Raw genomic sequence first — 18484 nt, 5'->3', positions numbered from 1 at the left:
TAAGCTATGACCCAGTCAATTTCCTTCCAAGGAGTGGATGAAATGGAGCATGACAGTAGCCGCAGTGGCTATCACGAACCCGAGCCCGGTATTGCCGGGCTGCATGAGCCGGAGGAGTGGGGTGACGATATCGTCAAGACCTTCTCGGTGAATCTCATCTGGGCGCAGGCGAGCGGCAACGACGGCCGCCCGGGCGCTATCGGATTCAAGGGGGCGATGCCCTGGCATTTGGCCGAAGACATGCGTCGGTTCAAGGAGCTTACTGTCTCCCATCCGGTCATCATGGGCCGCAAAACGTGGGAATCGCTCGATGCGCGTTTCCGCCCGCTGCCCAACCGCGACAATTTCGTCGTGTCGGGCGACCATTCGTACCGTGCGCCGGGCGCGACCGTCGTCAGCGATCTTGAGACCGCGCTCGACCTCGCGCGGCAGGAGGCCATCCCCGATGATGGTCTGGACCGCAGCGAGATCTGGGTTATCGGCGGTGCGCAGATATACCAGGCGATGCTGCCCTTCGCCAACAAGGCCTACATCACGCAGATCGATGCGCAAGTCGACGCCGACGCCTACGCGCCGGACATGGACGCCTTAGTGCAGACAGGCCAGTGGCATGTCTCCGAAAAGAGCGAATGGCGCACGCCGAAAAAGGTCGAAGGTTCAGTGCGGCGTTACCGCTTCCTGACCTTGGAAAAGGGAGAACAGGGCGAGTGAGCGACGACAGCAAGCAGCAGCGTTACACCGTAACGACCGTGTGCACGGGGAACATCTGCCGTTCGCCGATGGCCGAAATCATCCTGCGTGAGCAGTTCGAAAGCGCCGGTCTCGGTGATCAGGTGGAGGTCGAATCCACCGGCGTGAGCGATGAAGAGGAAAGCCATCCCATCGACCCCAGGGCTGTGCGTGTGCTGCGCCAGCGCGGCTATGCGATTCCCGCGCATCACTATGCGCACCGCATTACCCGCGATGAGATTGAGCGAACCGACCTTTTCCTGCCCATGACAGCCGCGCATATGCGTTCGCTGATGCGCCAGATTCCCAGCGGCAAGCGCTCGCAGGTGCATCTGTACCGCAGCTTCGACCCGAATCTGCCCACGCCGCCGGCGGGCCGCGAGGACAAGATCGACTTGGTCGACCCGTGGTACGGCGGTCCCAAGGATTTCGAAATCGCCATCGACCAGATTGAGGAAGTCGCGCCGTACATCGTCGATTGGGTCAAGCTGCAGCTCTAGCGCAGCGCAGGCGTGGGGCTATCCAATGACCGTCGCGCCGAAGGGCATGAGCGCAAGTTTGGCCATTTTGAAGGACTGGATGCCGAAAGGTATGCCGATAATCGTGATCATGTTCGCTACGCCGGCCGCCACATAGCCAATGGCAAGCCACCATCCGACGAGAATGATCCAGATGATGTTCAGCAGCAGCGACCCCGCGCCGCCGTTGTATTCCACATGCTTGCCGAAGGGCGTGAGCGTCAGCCCTGCCATCTTGAAGGCCTGAATCCCCAGCGGGATGCCGATGATGGTGACGCACAGAATCAGCCCGACGATCGCCCACGACGCCGCGAGCACCAACCCGCCCAGGATGATCCACAGGATGTTGCCGAGTAGTCGCATGATATTTCGCCTATCTGGTATATGGTGGCCGTCTTGCCGTTTCTTCTGATTCGACCGTACCGGATGAAAGGGACGAAGCAGCCGAAACCGGCTGCGCAGCCTGCAGCGCCGCTACGGGTGCCGCAGACCACGCAGGTCATTCAAGCATTCACCCGAATCAGGCGATGGCGTACTTGGCCGGATCGGCGTCGAACTTAGGCAGGCAGCCGGGGCAGCAGAAATAGTAGCGCTTTCCTTCGTAATCGCGGAACAGACCCTTGGCTTCCGCCTCCTGAGGATCGACTTCCTCCGACGTCATCACCGCGCAATACACGGTTTTCGTTGTCTCAGCCATATGACTCTTCCTTCCACATTTGCCATACCGCGCGGCACTGTTATGCGTGCCGCCGGACGGACGGTATGCCCGTGCGCTCCACTCTAAACGTCGGCGCGTATTTTGCCGATGCGAAAAGCGCAATCGGAACATTGCCGAGATTAATCCGCATGACCGATTATAGAAAGATGAGTTATCCATACGGCTTTCGCAAAAGCTGGGGAGTCAGGCGTAATCGACGTGGGCTATGCTATGTAGCGAATCATTGTGTTGCGTCAATCGCGCTCCGATCGTGGACTGAGATCAAGGACTGAGTCGCTGCGGCGATTGATTGTGGCGCGATGATGGCGAGTCAGCAATGCGGGCAGTGCGCCCTCGCGTGCGAACGGAGGCACGGCCTGTGAAACAGGGGAAACGAACAGGTATCTGAAGTATGCGTATTGCCAAAACGAACCACGAGATTTCGGAACTGCCATCGAATGCGACGACGGACGATAGCGACGTCAATGTCAGCACCAGTAACACTGACACCATCAGCACAGTCAACGTCGGCAACGGCACCATCGTCAGCAAGGGCAACGGCAGCGGTCCCAGCCGAGGCAAGGGCATTTCCCGGCGTCAGGCCTACACGATGTGGGGCCTGGGCATGGCTGGGTATGTGTTCGCGATCACATGCCGATCCTCGTTCGCGGCGTCGGGCATCGTCGCGGCGCAGCATTTCGGCGTCAGCAGCGCGGCGCTGTCGTCCTTCGTGTACTTGCAGCTGCTGGTGTACGCCGCCATGCAGATTCCCGCCGGCATCCTGCTGGACTCATACGGCGCGAAACGGCTGATTGGCGCGGGCTGTCTGCTCATGTCGGTGGGACAGTGCCTGGTCGCGCTGAGCCCGAGCATCCCGTTCGCAGTGCTGGGCCGAGCCTTCGTCGGCGGCGGGGATGCGCTGGTGTTCATCTCGGTCATCCGGCTGGTCGCCGCATGGTTTCCGCTGCGCCAGTTGCCGCTGATGAACCAGCTCACTGGGCAGGTAGGCGGCGTGGGCCAGCTCATATCCCTCTATCCTTTTGCGTGGCTGCTGCATCTTGCCGGCTGGGAGCGCGCCTTTCTGCTCGTGGCCGCGATCGGGGTGGTGATAGCCATCGGCGTGATCATGGGCGCGCACGACACTCCGCAATGGCGCAGCGGTTCTCGCGCCCGGAAGCGCGGGAGTTTCGCGGCAGGGTGGCGGAACCTGCTCGGCGCGCTCAAGTCGCCGGCGACTTGGTGCGGATTCTGGATACATTCCGCAACCTGGTTCCCCAGCAACATGCTCAATCAGCTGTGGGGCGTGCCCTTCCTCATCGCGGTCGAGCATTTCTCGCCCGGACAGGCCAGCTCGTACCTGGCCGTCGGCATGGTGCTCAATGTGGTCTGGGCCATCGTGCTCGGTCGCTTGGCAGGCATCCATCCGCTCTATGGCAGGGCGGTTATGGTATACATTTCCGTTGGTTCGCAGATCTTGCTGTGGACGCTGATTCTGCTGATTCCCGGGCCGCATCACGCCATTCTGCTGGGATTGCTGATTGTCGCGTTGGCGAGCGGCGGGCCATGCGCGAATATCGCTCTGGATTTCGCCCGCGACGGCAATGCCATCAATAGCATCGGCTCGGCCACCGGATTCGCCAACACCGGCGGTTTCATCTCCTCAGCCATCGTGCTGCTCGGCGTCGGCGCGCTGCTCGACATGCAAGGCGCCTCCGACCCGAGCGCCTACACGAGCCACGCCATGCGCGTCGCCACGCTCATACAGTATCCGGTCTGGGCCATCGGCCTGATCGGGTTCAGCATTACATTGCCAGCCGCACTGCGTAAGATACGCGAGCGATTCGTAACCCTGCATGAGGTGTGATGGGATGTGGTTTGAATGACTGTGCCCACCCTCTATTAGTGAATGTGGCCCCTTTACGGCCCTTTTCCATGATTCCGGCATGGTATCACACGCCGAGCAGAGAAACGCGAAACCTCCTCAGCCCGATATTTCTAAGGGTTGAAGAGGTTTTATGTGGTGGCTCCGAGCGGCATCGATCCGCTGAACGAGAGTTTATTTTTTAGAATTTCCATATGCTACTGAAGTATGCAATGAATTGCCACAAGCTTCTCCTGATTGGGGTCGGATTTGCCATTTCTTGTTTCTGATTTTCATCGTTTGCTGTGCATGTCATGTTTCGCAGCAAAATATTGCGCAGTATTCTTGTTGAAGGCCGGAGCTTTTTTGCCTACCAGCGTCCCAAAAGTTTCTTGTAGGAACGAGTTATCGGGCTCAGAGAGCATGATATGGCCTTGTAAATCCACTTGAATGTCACCACATTCAAAAGCTTCGTCGCATCCCAATACACAGTCAAGCATGGCAATATTCGGATCATGTCTTTCTAATTCGGTGGCAGCTGCACGTGGCTTGATGTGTGCAGCATGAAGGTATCTGCTTGGTAGACGACGACCGCAAATTCCACAGATCCCCGTCTGCTCCCCATGAAGCAGACGGGCGCGTAGTTGAGTCTGTTCCCTGCGTCCCTTCACGACCGCCTCAATGTCGGATGACCCGTTGAAGCTTATCTGGTCTTGGTTTTCCACACTTTCTTTGATGTCGTTGAAGCACAGATTTTGGATAGCTTCCCAGAGTTCGTTAGGAACCGGGAAAAAATAACCTTGTTTGACTCTTTTCCCGGTTTGTTGGAACGGGCCGTGGTTCTCAAAGGCGTGCTGCCGAGCAATGAGCGGGATTTCTGACTTCGGTATGGGCGCATCCAAACGATGGATATCTACCTCTATTCGTTTTCCGCTGATGTCCCAGGAATTGGAACCATCCTCGTATGGGTTTGATGCAGGCCTCGCGGTTGTCAGTGCTGTGCTTATGGCTGTTATGTACTGATTGCTATAGTGCAATATGATATCGCCTGGCTTCACCTCCCACATAGTCTTCCAATGCCATTGATCGTCAGCTTCATTCGGCTTGGAATGAGGAGACCACACTACCTCTGTTGGAATGTGACCATTAATTGTCGTATTTTGACAGACCCACCATGTTTTCACCATGATTCCAGAATAGTCTGTATTGGATACACGCCATTTCAGAAAATATCTGTAAATTTAGTGTTTTTATTTTATGACGGATCAAGGGACCTGAAGATGCGCGCTGCGAGAACTCAGGGTCAGCAAAAACTATAAAACCCCTCAGCTCAATGTTTCCAATAGGTGAGGGGTTCTATGTGGTGGCTCCGAGCGGCATCGATCCGCTGACCTAGCGATTTTCAGTCGCTCGCTCTACCAACTGAGCTACAGAGCCATGAATAATCAAAAACCCGGCTGTACCGGGTCTTCAATCATCCCAGCGACCCCGGCCGGACTTGAACCGGTGACCTCCGCCGTGACAGGGCGGCGCTCTAACCAACTGAGCTACGGGGCCGTGGCTTGCCCTTTCAAGCAGCCGAGTAGCTATATTACTCAGATATCAATCCGGCGCAAGTACCGGTGTGTCTTCGCGTGTCACGTTGCCGCAAGCGTTGCGACAACATATCGTAACGCTTGATTTTGCAACGTTCAGAGGTGCTGCGACGACCTAAGGTCCGGTCTGCCGCGCCCTATCGCAGGTTTTGCAAATCGACGATGCTCCACTCGACGTCCTGCGAAACAGTACCGCTCCATGCAGTTTCGGTTGCGTTGCCGTAGGAGCCGCCGGTGTTCTGATTTTCCTGATCGGCGTTGTCGCAGGTGTCGTCACCGGGAATGCACGAACTGCCGCCATCGGGTACGTAATAGTTGTCGATGTTATTGGCAACCATGACGATGGCAATCAGCACGCCAATCGCCATCACTGTGCTGATTGCGCCTACGATGATGCCGGCAATCGACATGCCCTTGCTTTTCTCCCCGCTTCTGTTGATTTGCACGAGAGCGATGATGGAGAGCACTAGCCCTACTGGCGCGAAAACGAAGGACATGACGAACCCGGCGATGCACAAGGCGTTCCAGGGCTGTTCGATTGGTGGGTAGTACACGCCCTGCGGCGGGTAAGGCTGCCCGGGCGCATAGCCATTGCGCTGCGGGGGTGTTTGCGTGTATGGCGCATAACCGCTTTGCTGATTGCCGCCTTGGCCCTGCTGGGCGTAGGGGTTTTGCGGCGGATAAGGAGTCTGATTCGGGTATGGGGTCTGTGGATACGGGGTTTGCGGAGACGGGGCCTGCGCGTAACCGTTCTGCTGAGGTCTCGACTGCTGCTGCCCTGGCTGTGGTGTGGTGTTGGGAGTCGGCATGTTGGGATTGAGCATGTTGGGATTCTGCTGGCCGGAATCGGGGCCAGCAGGCTGCTGAGGCGTTGGAGTTGGGTTGTAACCGGTCATGCTTCGAGTCTACGCGCCACGCATGAAACGCGCCGAGCGTCTGAGTTCTGATTGCGGGTTCTTCTTGTCTGGGCTTGTCTGAGCGAGTGTCTGCCATGTGGTTGCGGATGGCTTGCGGGGCCTGTTTAGCGCTTACATATTGCGTTATTTGCCTGTGTGCCTGGCTTCGATCTTCTTTGCGGATTTTCATTAGGCGGATTTCAAGAAATCGTGCATCCGCACGGCCTTTGGCAACTGTGCACTGATGCTCAGAATCCGCGGTATTACGCCAAAGTGCCGAATGCTGAAAGTGTCGTCTACTTTACGAAGGGCCTAATGAGCGAAAAAAGAACCTAATGAACGACATCTAACGGCCGGAGATAACAGACTGTCGCATGCGATGCCGCCAAAAGCACTCGTTAGATTCTTTTTTCGTTCATTAGGCCTTTGCGAAAGTATGCGGCTACTGTGCCTTCTGTGAAATCGCTGGAATTTCGCCAGTTCTGCCTAGATGGGAATGCGCTGCGCAGCTCCGTGTAGGCACCGTTGCCTAGTAATCCACCTAATGAATGATGGTGGCCCCACGCAGTTCGCCTGCGTGGGGCCACCATCCTAGTTTCTAGCCGCGAAGGCAGTCAAAGCGCTTGCAGGAATCTCAGCCCTCCTGCGACCAGCGCTCCACGTCGATGTGATGCTCCGGATTGGCCTGCCATGCGTCCCATGCGGACTGCACGATGTCGTGCACGCCGTACTGCGCGTGCCAGCCCATCTCCTCGTTGATGCGCTTAGGCGAACCGATCAGGTGCGGCGGGTCGCCGGCGCGGCGTGGCTTGATAGCTTCCTTGAACGGCAGGCCGGTGACATTGCGCAGTTCGTCGACGATTTGACGTACCGAAGTGCCTTCGCCCGTGCCGACGTTGAAGGCGTCGTACTTGCGTTCGTCGCGCTCAAGATAGTGCAGCGCGGCGATGTGCGCGTCGGCCAGATCGGCGACGTGAATGTAGTCGCGCACGCAGGTGCCGTCCTCGGTGGGGTAGTCGTCGCCGAAGATGGCCGGCGCCTTGCCTTGGCTGAGCTTGTCAAGCAGCATCGGGATGAGGTTCAGGATCGCGGGATCCTCAAGCTCGACCGGGCCGCAGCCGGCCACATTGAAGTAGCGCAGCGCGCAGAAGCGGATGCCGTAGCGCTCCTCGCAGGCGCGGGCCATCCACTCGCCGAAGAGCTTGGTCTGGCCGTACGGGTTGATCGGCAGCATTGGCACCACGTCCTCGGGCACCACGTCGACCGGCGGAACGCCGTAGGTCGCAGCCGAGGAGGAGAACACGAGCTTCTTCACGTCCGCGCCGACCATGCCGGTGAGCACGTTGAGCATGCCGTTCAGATTCTGCTGGTAGTACCACAGCGGCTTCTCCACGGACTCGCCCACCTGCTTGCGCGCGGCGAAATGAATGACCGCGTCGACCTCTTCATCGCGCAGGATCTGTGCGAGGCGCTCGCCGGCCTCAGGAGCTGCGATATCCATGCCGTACAGGCGCGCGCCTTCGATGCGCGTCGGCTTGCCGTAGCTCAAATCGTCAACTACGACGACTTTCTGCCCCGCCTCATGGAGCGCGTGGACGACGTGCGCGCCGATGTAGCCGCACCCGCCGGTAACGAGAACTGTCATGTCTGACCTTCCTTGATGATAAGTAATGACAATGCCCGATACTATCGAATATTATCGAGATTGTTCGCTTATGAACTATTTTGTTACTTTATGTACACTTTGACTATAGCACGAACGCACGAATGTGCAAAAGCCAATCCAACCGTAGCCCCGCTCTTGGATTGAGCGGCCATTGCCATTTTTGGGACTCTGTCTTGAATGTGACGTTAGCCGGGGTCTGGTGTCATGTTCAAGACAGAGTGCGTAGAACCATGTCTTGAACATGACAATTAGCGGGAGCAAGTGTCATATTCAAGACAGGGTTGCCAGGGTTTGCCCCTTTTGTGACGCTAACTGGCAGGTTAGCGTCACAAAAGGGGCATCATCGGGAAGGCAATACTCCTTTCGTGACGGTGAAGTGTGGACTAGCGTCACAAAAGGGGCATGACCGTCTACGTGGCACATTTATATGGCCTATCTACGCAGTACCTTTTCGTGGCGCGCAGACGGTCGCTTAAACCACATTGCCGAGAAGCTCGTTCCAGCGCTTCCTCTATAAATGGACGGTATGAGTGAATCGGGAATGGGCAGCGAATCCAGCATGGCGAACGCATCGAATGGCGTGCCGGCTGCAAGCGGTGCGAATGACGCTGCCGACGGTGCGGAAACCGGGCTTGGCGGCTCAGCCATCGCGTTGGAGCGCATTGGGTCAACGACCGCAGACGGAACGGCACAGCGCTTCCCGGCCCGTCCGGTACTGTCCTTCGTGCGTCGTTCGGGGCGACTTGACGACCGCCTGCAGCGGGCGTGGAATCATTATCATGACCGCTACCTGCTTGATGTCAACCAAGCTCCCGGCTCGCTGTCGGTGCGCGAAGGGCTGCGCATCGATGAGGATTTCGTGCGCGACAATTGGGGCAATGCGCATCCGCTGATTGTTGAAATCGGCACCGGACAAGGCGAGAACGTCGTCGCTGCGGCGCAGGGGAATCCGGAGACCAATTTCCTCGCGCTTGAGGTCTACGATCCCGGCGTGGCGCATACGATGCTGCTCGCGGGCAAGCGCGATCTAGCCAATCTGCGTATCGCCCAAGTCAATGCCCCGGAGTTCTTTGCGGCGGCGGACGATGGCTTGATTGGCGAGGTCTGGACTTTCTTCCCTGACCCTTGGCCCAAGATGCGCCACCACAAGCGTCGCATCGTGCAGGATGAGCTGGCTGCGCAGATTCATCGCACGCTGGTGGCCGGGGGCGTGTGGCGCATCGCCACCGACATCGAGGACTACGCGCTGCACGTGCACGAGGTCATGGATAATCGTGTCGATTTCGAAAACCTGGGCGGCGCTACGGTCAGTCTGCCGCTCGAACATGTCGGCAAGGGAAACGCTGGCGAAGCCATGAGTCTGCCGCATGCCGAATTCGCCGAGTCACTGAGATTCGAGGGCCGTGTGCTGACCAACTTCGAGAAGAAAGGCGTCACAGCAGGCCGCGTAATCCATGATTTCGCGTATCGGGCGGTGTGACGGGATGCGGATATGAGTGATACCCATTGCGTAATGAGATAAGGCGAGCGGGCGACAACATTGGCACTGTAGCTGCGAACTCCGGAGCGACGGTGTGCTTGACGGCTTTGTTGAATGCGGGGATGATAGGGGCGCTTGTTGACGCATATGTAATGGCAACACGCCGTCTTGCGCCTGACTGTGCAATTATGTAAGATAGGCGAGTTTGTTAGCCCCCTTCGTCTAACGGTTAGGACACCAGACTTTCAATCTGACAACGAGAGTTCGACTCTCTCAGGGGGTACTTAAGTCCTTTATCGGGCATCATAAAAACAATCCATGGCTTTCTGCGGCAATGTCTGTGGATTGTTTTCGAGTTCTTGGACTGCGTATTTGATTAGTGCGCTCCACGCAGCAGTCGCCTCGGTTCTTTAGCGTCGGCGAATGCCTTAATGACATTTCTCAAGAAGTGAAAGATATCAAGGAATCGTATACCTGCACGGAATGCAGTCAAGGGCTTTCGCTCATGGAAGAAACGAAATTGCGTCGGCTGGCGTGGCGTGGAAGTCGCGTGCAGGCTTTCATGAATCAGCGCAAGGCTGCAGACCGGCATCCGACGAGCCCGAGGGACATCGTCAAGCCATTCTCGCATTGACTAATGCGAAACTTTGGCTACCGTGAAAGGTGTGGCAATTGCTCTGGGATCATCGCATTGATTCGGTGATTTGCCGCAGGATAATACAACATAGTGCGCAGCCGATGACAGTATGTTTCCGGCTGCATGAACAGATATGGCTGCGGGCGACGGCGCTTGCCGGTTGCAGCAGTCTGTGCGCAAAAGCGGTCCCTGCCTGCGGTGCCTGCGACGGCTGGAACTGCGAGAGTCATGGCAGAGTCATGGCAGGCGAATAGCAGAAATAGCAGACGCATGACAGACAAATCAGACAAATCAAACAGAGAAAATACAGAATACAACAATAAATATAGTAGGAGAGGTTCTTATATGAGCGAACCGAAGAAGATCATCGTTGTCGGGTCATCGCATGGCGGGTACGAGGCTGTGCAGCAGGTGCTGCAGGATGCCCCGGACGCCGAGATTCAATGGTATGAGAAGGGGTCGTTCCTGTCCTTCCTCTCGTGCGGCATGCAACTGTATCTTGAGGGCGTCGTCAAGGACGTCAATTCGGTCAGGTACGCCACCGAGGAGGGCGAGAGCGCCAAAGGCGTGCATGTGTTCACACAGCAGGAGGTCGTTTCGGTGGCTGCGACGCGGCATAGCGTGCATGTCGTCGACCACGCCACAGGCGACGAGCGCGACGAGTCCTATGACAGGCTCATCCTCAGCCCGGGTGCGGTGCCGGCCAGCATCCCTGTCGAGGGCAATGATCTGGCGAATATCTATGCGATGCGCGGCCGGGATTGGGCCATCAAGCTCAAGGCGGCCACGGTCAATCCGGACATCAACGACGTGGTGATTATCGGCGCGGGCTACATCGGCATCGAGGCCGCCGAAGTGTTCGCCAAGGCGGGCAAGCGCGTCACCGTTATCGAGATGCAGCCTAGAGTGCTGGCCGCATATCTGGATTCCGAGTTCACCGATATCCTCGCCGACACGCTCAGCGAGCACGGCATCACGCCAGCCACCGGTCAGCGCGTGCAGCGTTTCGAAGGTGTTGACGGCAAGATTGCGCGAGTCGTCACCGATAAGGCAACGTATCCGGCGGATCTGGTCATCGAGTCGGCCGGCGTGCGCGCCAACACCGATTGGCTCGACGGCGTGGTGGAGCGCGACGAGCACGGTTTGATCGTCGTGGACGATCATCAGGCGACAAGCGCAGCCGATATATATGCGGTCGGCGACGCCACCGAAGTCCGTTTCGCCCCGACCGGCGGCAAGGCGCATATCGCGCTGGCCACCAACGCCCGCAGGCAAGGCAGAATCGCCGCGCGGAACGCGCTCGGCGAAGACGTATCGTTCACCCCGGTATCCGGCTCGTCGGCGCTGTCCGTGTTCGAGTACAAGTTCGCTTCCACCGGCATCAAGGAGGACACGGCCTCGGATTACGGCGTCACCGCGAAATCCGTCTTCGTCGGAGACCTCTACCGCCCGCCATTCGTTCCTGATAGCGCAGGCAACGCCCCCGTCTACTTCAAGCTGACCTACGCGCCCGAAGATGGCCGCGTGCTCGGCGCCCAGATTATGAGCACTCAGAACACCACCGCCAACATCAACACGATCGCGCTCGCCATCCAGCTGCACGCCACCGTGCAAGACCTGGCCTACGCCGACTTCTTCTTCCAGCCCGGCTTCGACCGCCCCTGGAACATCATCAACGTCGCCGCACAGCAGGCTGACAGAGCCTTAGTTTGCGCTTGAGTTTGATTGCAGAATAGGCACGGCATGGCGCTTGTCGTTTGCTGACGGAACTCGTGCATTCGGCCTGTGGTAGGTTAAATGCACGAGTCCGGATGTTACGTGTTGCTTACGGTTGCCGTTGGGATCAATCGCTCTTGAAAACCTCTCGACGTTTGTAGTTGCCAGTATTCCAAACCGTGATACAGTTATGTAAAAGAATTTCTGGTTTCAAACATTATTGAGAGGTTTCTTCATGTCGCTGATGCAGGATTATTACGGAAATGCGAGGAATATTGCTGGGCAACCGTCCAAGAATGAGTTTGAGCGCATTTTCGGATTTTCCGATGAGATTATTCGAGGTGCTGCGCTAACTGCACTGAGAGTGGCGAATGAAGCCGATGATTGGCATTCTCAGAAGAGCGGTCAGGGTTCTATCTTTTACCACACATTCATTGCTGAGATTCGCACTGCGGTGGATGTGATGGATGAGTGGACGGCGAATCAGAAAGGCGACAACCACACCGCTCCGCGCATGTACCGGAGCGATGGACTTGGTCTTGCATTCGTTCAAGGTGGTGCTGGGACAGCGGATATCAAATCTTCCCTGTATCTGAAAAAGCCTTTGGGTGTTGTCACGATGCTTGAGATTCAACAGGGAAGCTTTCCTGAGCGGCTTGAACTGAGCTATACGGATTTTACTGACAGGTCGATGGACCCCACATTATGGTTGATTGTGTATCGCAGGGAGGGAAACGTGGTACGCCTCGAAGTGTCAAATCCGGAGGGCGTTACGGAAGACGGGAAAATCACTGGATGGCGCAAACGGCTTGTGTTGGAAGATGTCGATATGAACGACCAGATTATAAAGGGTGACGATAGTGGAGAACAAGACGAGGATGGAGATGTCAACGTCCCCATTTCCGTACGATGAGCAGCAACGTGTTCTTTTAAACCCTGAGCGTGTTCGTTGTGCGCGTGAAACGGCTTGTCTGAGCAAGTCTCAGCTTGCGGGATTGCTCGGTGTGACACCGCGGACCATTGCCAATTATGAAAACGATGGCGCGCCAGAATCTCAGGCACGAGAGTTGTCACTGGCTTTGGATGTTCGCCCTTCGTATTTCATCGTTCATCCGCATGATCCGGAAATAGAAGAGCTTTCCGATACACAGGTCTGGTTCCGTTCGGTACGTAAATCCACGGTTAGGCAGCGTAAATCCGCTGTCGGGCATGGCCGGAATGCATTGTTGCTGTTTCGTTGGGTAACTGATCACTTTCGTCTTCCCGAGTCTGATCTTCCAGTGGAAGATGGGGCTCATATGTCTCCTCAGGAGGCTGCGTATGCTTTGCGCGGCGACTGGGGATATGGTGAGAATGCTTTGCCTGATATGACTGCTCTTGCCGAAGCTCATGGCATTCGCTTGTTCAGTTTGCCATCGGTGGGCAAGGAAGTTGACGCATTTAGCTTTGTGTTCGAAGGTAATCCATATGTGGCGGTTGACTTGCAGAAAACCGCTGAGCGAGTTCGTTTTGATATAGCGCATGAGATTGGGCACTTGATGATGCACGAACCTGCATTGGACGAATTGGCAGTTTCCGGCGCGAGGCGCGATATAGAGTCTGAGGCTCATTCCTTCGCGGCCAATCTGCTGATGCCTGAGCGCAGGGTCAAATCCATGATTTCTTCTCATGCGTCGCTCAATCAGATTCTTGAGGCAAAGCGGTACTTTAAAGTCTCGGCGATGGCGATGGCACGGCGCGCTCATGAATTGGGCAGACTCAGCGATTGGGACTATCGGGCAATGTGCTCAAATTTGACAGCCAAAGGGTTCCGTTCAGGCGAGCCAGACGGTATTAAATTGGAGCAGTCCAAAATATTCCGCTTCATTGCGAAAACTAATCAGAGCAACGGTATCTCAACTACGACAATCAGTGAGGAGACCGGTCTTTGGACTGATGAACTTCATGATCTGTCGTTCGGCAATCTGATGGGCGTGACTAAGAAGAATACAGACTTGTTATCTGTCCAAGATGACGCTGATAGTTTTACGAAGCGGCCTGAGTTGGGACTTAGGATTAATAAAAAGCAATGAGGACAAGAAATTTACGGCGTACTTCATGGGCACCTTTCAGTTTTTGATTGTTACGAACTCAAAAAAAGTTATGAAGAGAGACAGGAAGTCTGATCAATATGGATCAAAGTGTTATAACGCTTTTGGCATCTGCAATTTCGGCAATCATTACTGGTGCAATAGCTATTTTGTGTTCTGTCATTCCAAAGTGGGTTGAAATAAAAAACTCAACAAGAGAGACCTCTAGAAAAGAAATAAAGATTCTTATCGAGAAGTTAAATGACACGTGCTCCACTTTATGGGAAGACTCAATTAACTTATACCAAAGTTATTTGGAGAAGCTGGAATATAAGAAAACAACTTCTGGCACCCAAGATTATGGGAACCAAATGGCACTGGATAATTACGACCAAGATATTGCTTTTGCCGAGAAGGAACATAGCGGATGTGTCAAAGAGGCTGAGCGTGTCATGTTTAGGATTTCTGTGCAATTTCCTGAACTTGAGTTATATGCTAAAAATCTTGTCTCGTCAGCTAACCCAGAGCCGAAGCAGAATCCGCTTGATGAATCCGTTTTTATCAATGAACTTACAAAAATGTTCATATCAGGAAACGAAATTATTGAGGTAGTTCCATCGATTAAAAATAAACACGAATCCGCAGAGAATGAATCTCGGAGCAAAGCTGCTGAAATTCTTAGAAAGCTGAAATAGGGTCATTTAACAGGGTGGGTATCTCAGCCCAATACGGTTATAAGTACAAAAGCCTATAACCCGCCAAATAGTTCGATATTTTTGGTCACGACATCGTTAACAGGCAAATTCCACGTCACCCATTCGTCGACGCATTCGCCAGCGCTCATCGTTTTAGACATGCGAGAGCTACTTAGCGGTTTTCATCGGCGATTGTCATGGAATCAGCATAATCTCAAAGATATTGGTATGGATCCAAGGACGAGTCGGGAAGACCAAAGAATTAGGACAGGGGGCGTAGCATGTCAGATTCGGAATTGAGTCTTTCGGATCTCAAGGATGGTGCAGTCGTATCCGGGATCATTCCCAGCCAGCCGGTCACGATTGTTGCAGCCAGACCGATGAATGGTGCCGTTATCGTCTATTACGACGCAGGCGATGGATCGACGCTGGGCCAGGAAATCATCGATGAGGAGTCCGTCAGGCATCTGAGATTAGCGCAACAATCTGAACATCCACTGCCGTTTGATGCGGATCCTGAGGATTTCCGCCTTGCCGCCGAGGCGCTCCGGATTAAGTATGCATCGCAATATGACCCGATGTCAGCCGTATACTCTTCCAATATCGATCCGCTTCCGCACCAGATTCGCGCCGTCTACGAGGATATGCTTCCCAAGGTGCCTCTTCGTTTCCTGTTGGCCGATGACCCTGGTGCGGGCAAGACCATCATGGCTGGGTTGTATATCAAGGAGATGCTGCTGCGTTCAGCTGCAGATCGCATCATCATTGCCTGTCCGGGAGGTTTGGCAGAGCAGTGGCATGACGAGCTCAGTTTGAAATTCGGGTTGGATTTCGAAGTGTTCGATCCCTACATGCAAGAGCTATCGCCTACGGGCAATCCCTTCCGCGACCATCCGCTGCTTATTTGCAGAATGGATCAGGTTGCGCGCAATGACGACAGGCTGCGCATGCTTGGGGATGTTCGGTGGGATATCGCCATTGTGGATGAGGCGCACCGCATGAGCGCGCATTTCAAGTCTGCTCAAGGCGACATCAACAAGACGAGCCGCTATCGGCTCGGCGAGACACTCTCCAAGACATCGGAAAACTACCTGTTGATGACGGCTACTCCGCACTCCGGCGAGGAAGAGGATTTCCAGCTGTTCATGGCGCTTTTGGATCCGGATCGCTTCGCTGGGAAATTCCGTTCGAAGATTCACCATACCGATACCAAAGGCCTTATGCGTCGTATGGTCAAAGAGGATTTGCTCACTTTTGAAGGCAAACCATTGTTCCCAGAACGCAGGGCAGAAACTGTGGATTATCGGCTTTCTCAGGAAGAGCATGAGCTATACGAACATGTGACTGAGTACGTGCGTACGGGCATGGGAAGGGCTGAACAGCTCAAAAAGTCCGGATTCGCTAGGCGCGGCAACAGCGTCGGTTTCGCATTAACGATATTGCAGCGCAGATTGGCGTCAAGTCCCGAGGCGATTCTGCGCTCACTGGAACGCCGCCGAGACAAATTGTCGAAGCACTTGGATGATCTCGATTCTTCCGAGCAGACGACTAGCGGCGATCAGAATCAAAGCCAAAATACTGTATTCGATAGTGCCGATACCGATACCTATACTGACTTCGATGAGGACAGCTACGAGGATATGTGGGAGGAGACTTCTGAAAACCAGCAGCATGACCTCGAATTCCGTATGGATGAGGTGGTCGATTCGGCGACGGCAGCGCAGACCAGAGAGGAACTTGCAATAGAGATTCAGACGCTGCAATCCTTGGTCGATGAGGCAAAAGTACTGAGAAGCTCTGGGTTGGATACCAAATGGCGTGAACTATCCACCATCCTTAGCGACAATATTCTGGAATCAGGTTCTGCACCGGCACCGCACAAGCTCATCGTATTCACCGAACACCGGGACACGCTCAACTACTTGCAGCAGCGTATTGTCACTCTGATCGGCCGCCCAGAGGCCGTGGTCACTATTCACGGTGGGCTGAATAGGGATGAGCGCAAACAGCGGCAGCGTGACTTTGTGAATAATCCGGCTGCCCGTATCCTCGTTGCAACGGATGCGGCAGGGGAGGGGTTGAACCTGCAGCGTGCGAATCTCATGGTGAATTACGATCTTCCATGGAATCCCAACAGGATTGAACAACGATTCGGACGCATCCATCGCATCGGGCAGAGGCAGGTGTGCTGGCTGTGGAATCTCGTGGCGAAGAATACTCGTGAGGGCGATGTGTATCTCAAGCTGCTCACCAAGATCGCACAGATGAGGCATGCATACAACGGTAACCTGTTCAATGTTCTTGGCGATAGCGATGCTTTTGATGGCAAGCCGTTGAAAGAGCTCATGATCCAAGCCATTCGCTACGGCGACAGGGATGATGTAAAGGCGCAGCTCAACCGAACTATTGACACCAGTGTCTCCAAAGGGCTGGAAGAGCTCGTCAGAGACAAGTCTGCCAATTCAGCCATGTATCCCAGCCTGAATGTAAAGAGAGTCCGGGAAATGATGGAGCGGACGCGCGAGCGCAAGCTTCAGCCTGGGTATATCGCTGCATTCTTCCTCGCTGCGTTCAAACGACTCAATGGCACTGCGCGGCTACGCGAACCGCAACGCTGGCAGCTCACCCATGTGCCGGCGGCAGTTCGCAGCAAGGCAGCGAGTCTGAACAGGCACGAGACGCTCGCTGAGGCATATGAGCGGGTGACATTCGATACCGATACCATCAGTATTGACGGGGACGCGCCCGATGCAGTGCTCATTGCGCCAGGTGAACCGCTGTTGACTGCAGTCACTGAGCTTATTATCGAGAGGTTCGGACCTGCGCTGGATCGAGGAACCGTATTCATCGACCGTACGGACACGCAACCTGATGAGCCAGTGCTTATGGCAGCCGCTGAGCAGACCATTACCGATATCCATGATCGGCCTGTCTCGCAGCATTTTGATTATCTGCAGATACCGCAGCTTGGGAAGCCCAGTTTCTCCATTGCGCCGCCATATCTTGATTACGAGCCGCCACGCGATGAGGAGCAGCATGCGGTAGGGCAGCTGCTGAGCTCGGTATGGGTGCGCAGTGATCAAACGGAACTGGTTCGGGACTGGGTATATGCACAGGGAACCAAGCCCCGACTTGATGAGCTGACAGCTCGCAGCAAGACAGATAATGCACGAGTGCTTCAGCAGGTGCAGGATCGTCTGCATGCCGAAAGCGAATACTGGTATCAGCAATACCTAATGCTCGTTGAGAATGAGCGAAATGGCAAAGGCAGCAAACGGTTGACCGCCTCAGTTGCTCAACGACGGGCACTGGCATACGATCATCGTTTGGAGATTCGCGAGGCGGAGCTTACGGCCGATGTCCGGCTTCATGCGAAACCGGCTCTTGTCAGGGCAATAGCCTTGGTGATCCCGGAACACATATTGCATGAGCTGGACGGCAGTGAAGAGCTCAATCACAAACCGGTACGACTGTTTGCTAAGAACACCGAAGAAGTGGACCGCCGGGCAGTGGACGCTACCCTGGCAGCCGAGCGAAGCGTCGGCCGATATCCCCATGAGATGCCGCACAACAACAAGGGCTATGACATCAGATCCGTGGATGCGTTGGGCAATACGTATTTCATCGAGGTCAAAGGGCGTATTGCGGGGGCGGAGCAGACTTTCACTGTCACCAGCAATGAAGTGGTGCTGGCGCAAACGCAGAAGGAACGGCATCGCCTGTCCTTGGTGATCGTCAGCACTGAAGGTGCGGAACATGACCGGCTTCGGTATATCGACAATGCATTCAATGGCATCGTTCGCTCGGATACGACCACCTCATACAATGAGCGATTCAAGGACTACTGGGATCGCGGCACTGGGCCACACTGACACGACGCATCAGGAATTGCCAGCGCATGCGGATATCATTAACTAGTTGCGCA

15 protein-coding genes and 3 tRNA genes are annotated in these 18484 nt (G+C 55.3%); 11 read left to right on the top strand and 7 right to left on the bottom strand.

Going from position 1 to position 18484, the window contains the following annotated elements; translation table 11 throughout:
- Positions 1-42 precede the first annotated feature (42 nt).
- Both LKK40_RS02195 and LKK40_RS02190 read left to right on the top strand, forming a co-directional pair.
- Positions 43-711 carry a dihydrofolate reductase gene (locus LKK40_RS02195; protein WP_304308955.1) on the top strand — a complete coding sequence of 223 codons (669 nt, stop codon included), beginning with the start codon at positions 43-45 and terminating at the stop codon, positions 709-711.
- Positions 708-1229: a low molecular weight protein-tyrosine-phosphatase gene (locus tag LKK40_RS02190; RefSeq protein ID WP_304308799.1), complete on the top strand. Its 522-nt coding sequence runs from the start codon at positions 708-710 to the stop codon at positions 1227-1229. Before LKK40_RS02195 ends, LKK40_RS02190 begins: the two co-directional genes overlap by 4 nt.
- A gap of 18 nt (positions 1230-1247) precedes the next feature.
- Here LKK40_RS02190 and LKK40_RS02185 read toward each other — a convergent pair whose 3' ends face one another.
- Together LKK40_RS02185 and LKK40_RS02180 are read right to left on the bottom strand one after the other, a co-directional pair.
- A complete protein-coding gene (locus tag LKK40_RS02185; RefSeq protein ID WP_304308797.1) occupies positions 1248-1610 on the bottom strand; it encodes a YccF domain-containing protein in 363 nt (120 codons plus the stop codon).
- 157 nt (positions 1611-1767) lie between these two features.
- Positions 1768-1944 (bottom strand): YHS domain-containing protein, encoded by a 177-nt coding sequence (locus tag LKK40_RS02180; RefSeq protein ID WP_152581031.1) that lies wholly within the window; start codon positions 1942-1944, stop codon positions 1768-1770.
- A gap of 412 nt (positions 1945-2356) precedes the next feature.
- Here LKK40_RS02180 and LKK40_RS02175 point away from each other — a divergent pair, with 412 nt between their 5' ends.
- Positions 2357-3808, top strand: a complete 1452-nt coding sequence (locus tag LKK40_RS02175; RefSeq protein WP_304308794.1) for an MFS transporter — start codon at positions 2357-2359, stop codon at positions 3806-3808.
- A 290-nt stretch (positions 3809-4098) separates the two neighbouring features.
- On the opposite strand, the gene LKK40_RS02170 is transcribed toward LKK40_RS02175, so the two are convergent.
- From LKK40_RS02170 to galE, 5 genes are all read right to left on the bottom strand, one after another.
- Entirely contained in the window at positions 4099-4992 is an 894-nt protein-coding gene (locus tag LKK40_RS02170) for a hypothetical protein (RefSeq protein WP_304308792.1), read from the bottom strand.
- A gap of 174 nt (positions 4993-5166) precedes the next feature.
- Positions 5167-5242, bottom strand: a tRNA-Phe gene (locus LKK40_RS02165).
- A gap of 46 nt (positions 5243-5288) precedes the next feature.
- Positions 5289-5362, bottom strand: a tRNA-Asp gene (locus LKK40_RS02160).
- Positions 5363-5537: 175 nt separating this feature from the next.
- Complete coding sequence (locus LKK40_RS02155; protein WP_304308790.1) at positions 5538-6296, bottom strand: DUF4190 domain-containing protein; 759 nt, start codon at positions 6294-6296, stop codon at positions 5538-5540.
- A 634-nt stretch (positions 6297-6930) separates the two neighbouring features.
- Entirely contained in the window at positions 6931-7941 is a 1011-nt protein-coding gene (gene galE / locus LKK40_RS02150) for a UDP-glucose 4-epimerase GalE (protein ID WP_304308788.1), read from the bottom strand.
- A gap of 580 nt (positions 7942-8521) precedes the next feature.
- On the opposite strand from galE, the gene trmB reads away from it, so the two are divergent.
- From trmB to LKK40_RS02110, 8 genes are all read left to right on the top strand, one after another.
- Positions 8522-9442, top strand: coding sequence for a tRNA (guanosine(46)-N7)-methyltransferase TrmB (gene trmB, locus LKK40_RS02145; RefSeq protein ID WP_434735107.1), 921 nt, complete (start codon positions 8522-8524; stop codon positions 9440-9442).
- A 211-nt stretch (positions 9443-9653) separates the two neighbouring features.
- Positions 9654-9725 (top strand) — tRNA-Glu (locus LKK40_RS02140).
- Between the two features lie 222 nt (positions 9726-9947).
- Positions 9948-10076, top strand: coding sequence for a hypothetical protein (locus tag LKK40_RS02135; RefSeq protein WP_304308784.1), 129 nt, complete (start codon positions 9948-9950; stop codon positions 10074-10076).
- 348 nt (positions 10077-10424) lie between these two features.
- A complete protein-coding gene (locus LKK40_RS02130; protein ID WP_304308782.1) occupies positions 10425-11798 on the top strand; it encodes an FAD-dependent oxidoreductase in 1374 nt (457 codons plus the stop codon).
- Positions 11799-12030: 232 nt separating this feature from the next.
- Positions 12031-12708 carry a hypothetical protein gene (locus LKK40_RS02125; protein WP_304308780.1) on the top strand — a complete coding sequence of 226 codons (678 nt, stop codon included), beginning with the start codon at positions 12031-12033 and terminating at the stop codon, positions 12706-12708.
- Positions 12680-13867, top strand: coding sequence for an XRE family transcriptional regulator (locus tag LKK40_RS02120; RefSeq protein WP_304308778.1), 1188 nt, complete (start codon positions 12680-12682; stop codon positions 13865-13867). Before LKK40_RS02125 ends, LKK40_RS02120 begins: the two co-directional genes overlap by 29 nt.
- A gap of 98 nt (positions 13868-13965) precedes the next feature.
- Positions 13966-14559 (top strand): hypothetical protein, encoded by a 594-nt coding sequence (locus LKK40_RS02115; RefSeq protein ID WP_304308776.1) that lies wholly within the window; start codon positions 13966-13968, stop codon positions 14557-14559.
- Positions 14560-14840: 281 nt separating this feature from the next.
- Complete coding sequence (locus LKK40_RS02110; protein ID WP_304308774.1) at positions 14841-18431, top strand: helicase-related protein; 3591 nt, start codon at positions 14841-14843, stop codon at positions 18429-18431.
- Positions 18432-18484 lie beyond the last annotated feature (53 nt).

It is taken from the genome of Bifidobacterium tibiigranuli, assembly GCF_022655035.1.
Taxonomy (GTDB): domain Bacteria; phylum Actinomycetota; class Actinomycetes; order Actinomycetales; family Bifidobacteriaceae; genus Bifidobacterium; species Bifidobacterium tibiigranuli_A.
This window is presented reverse-complemented; position numbering and strand designations above follow the sequence as displayed.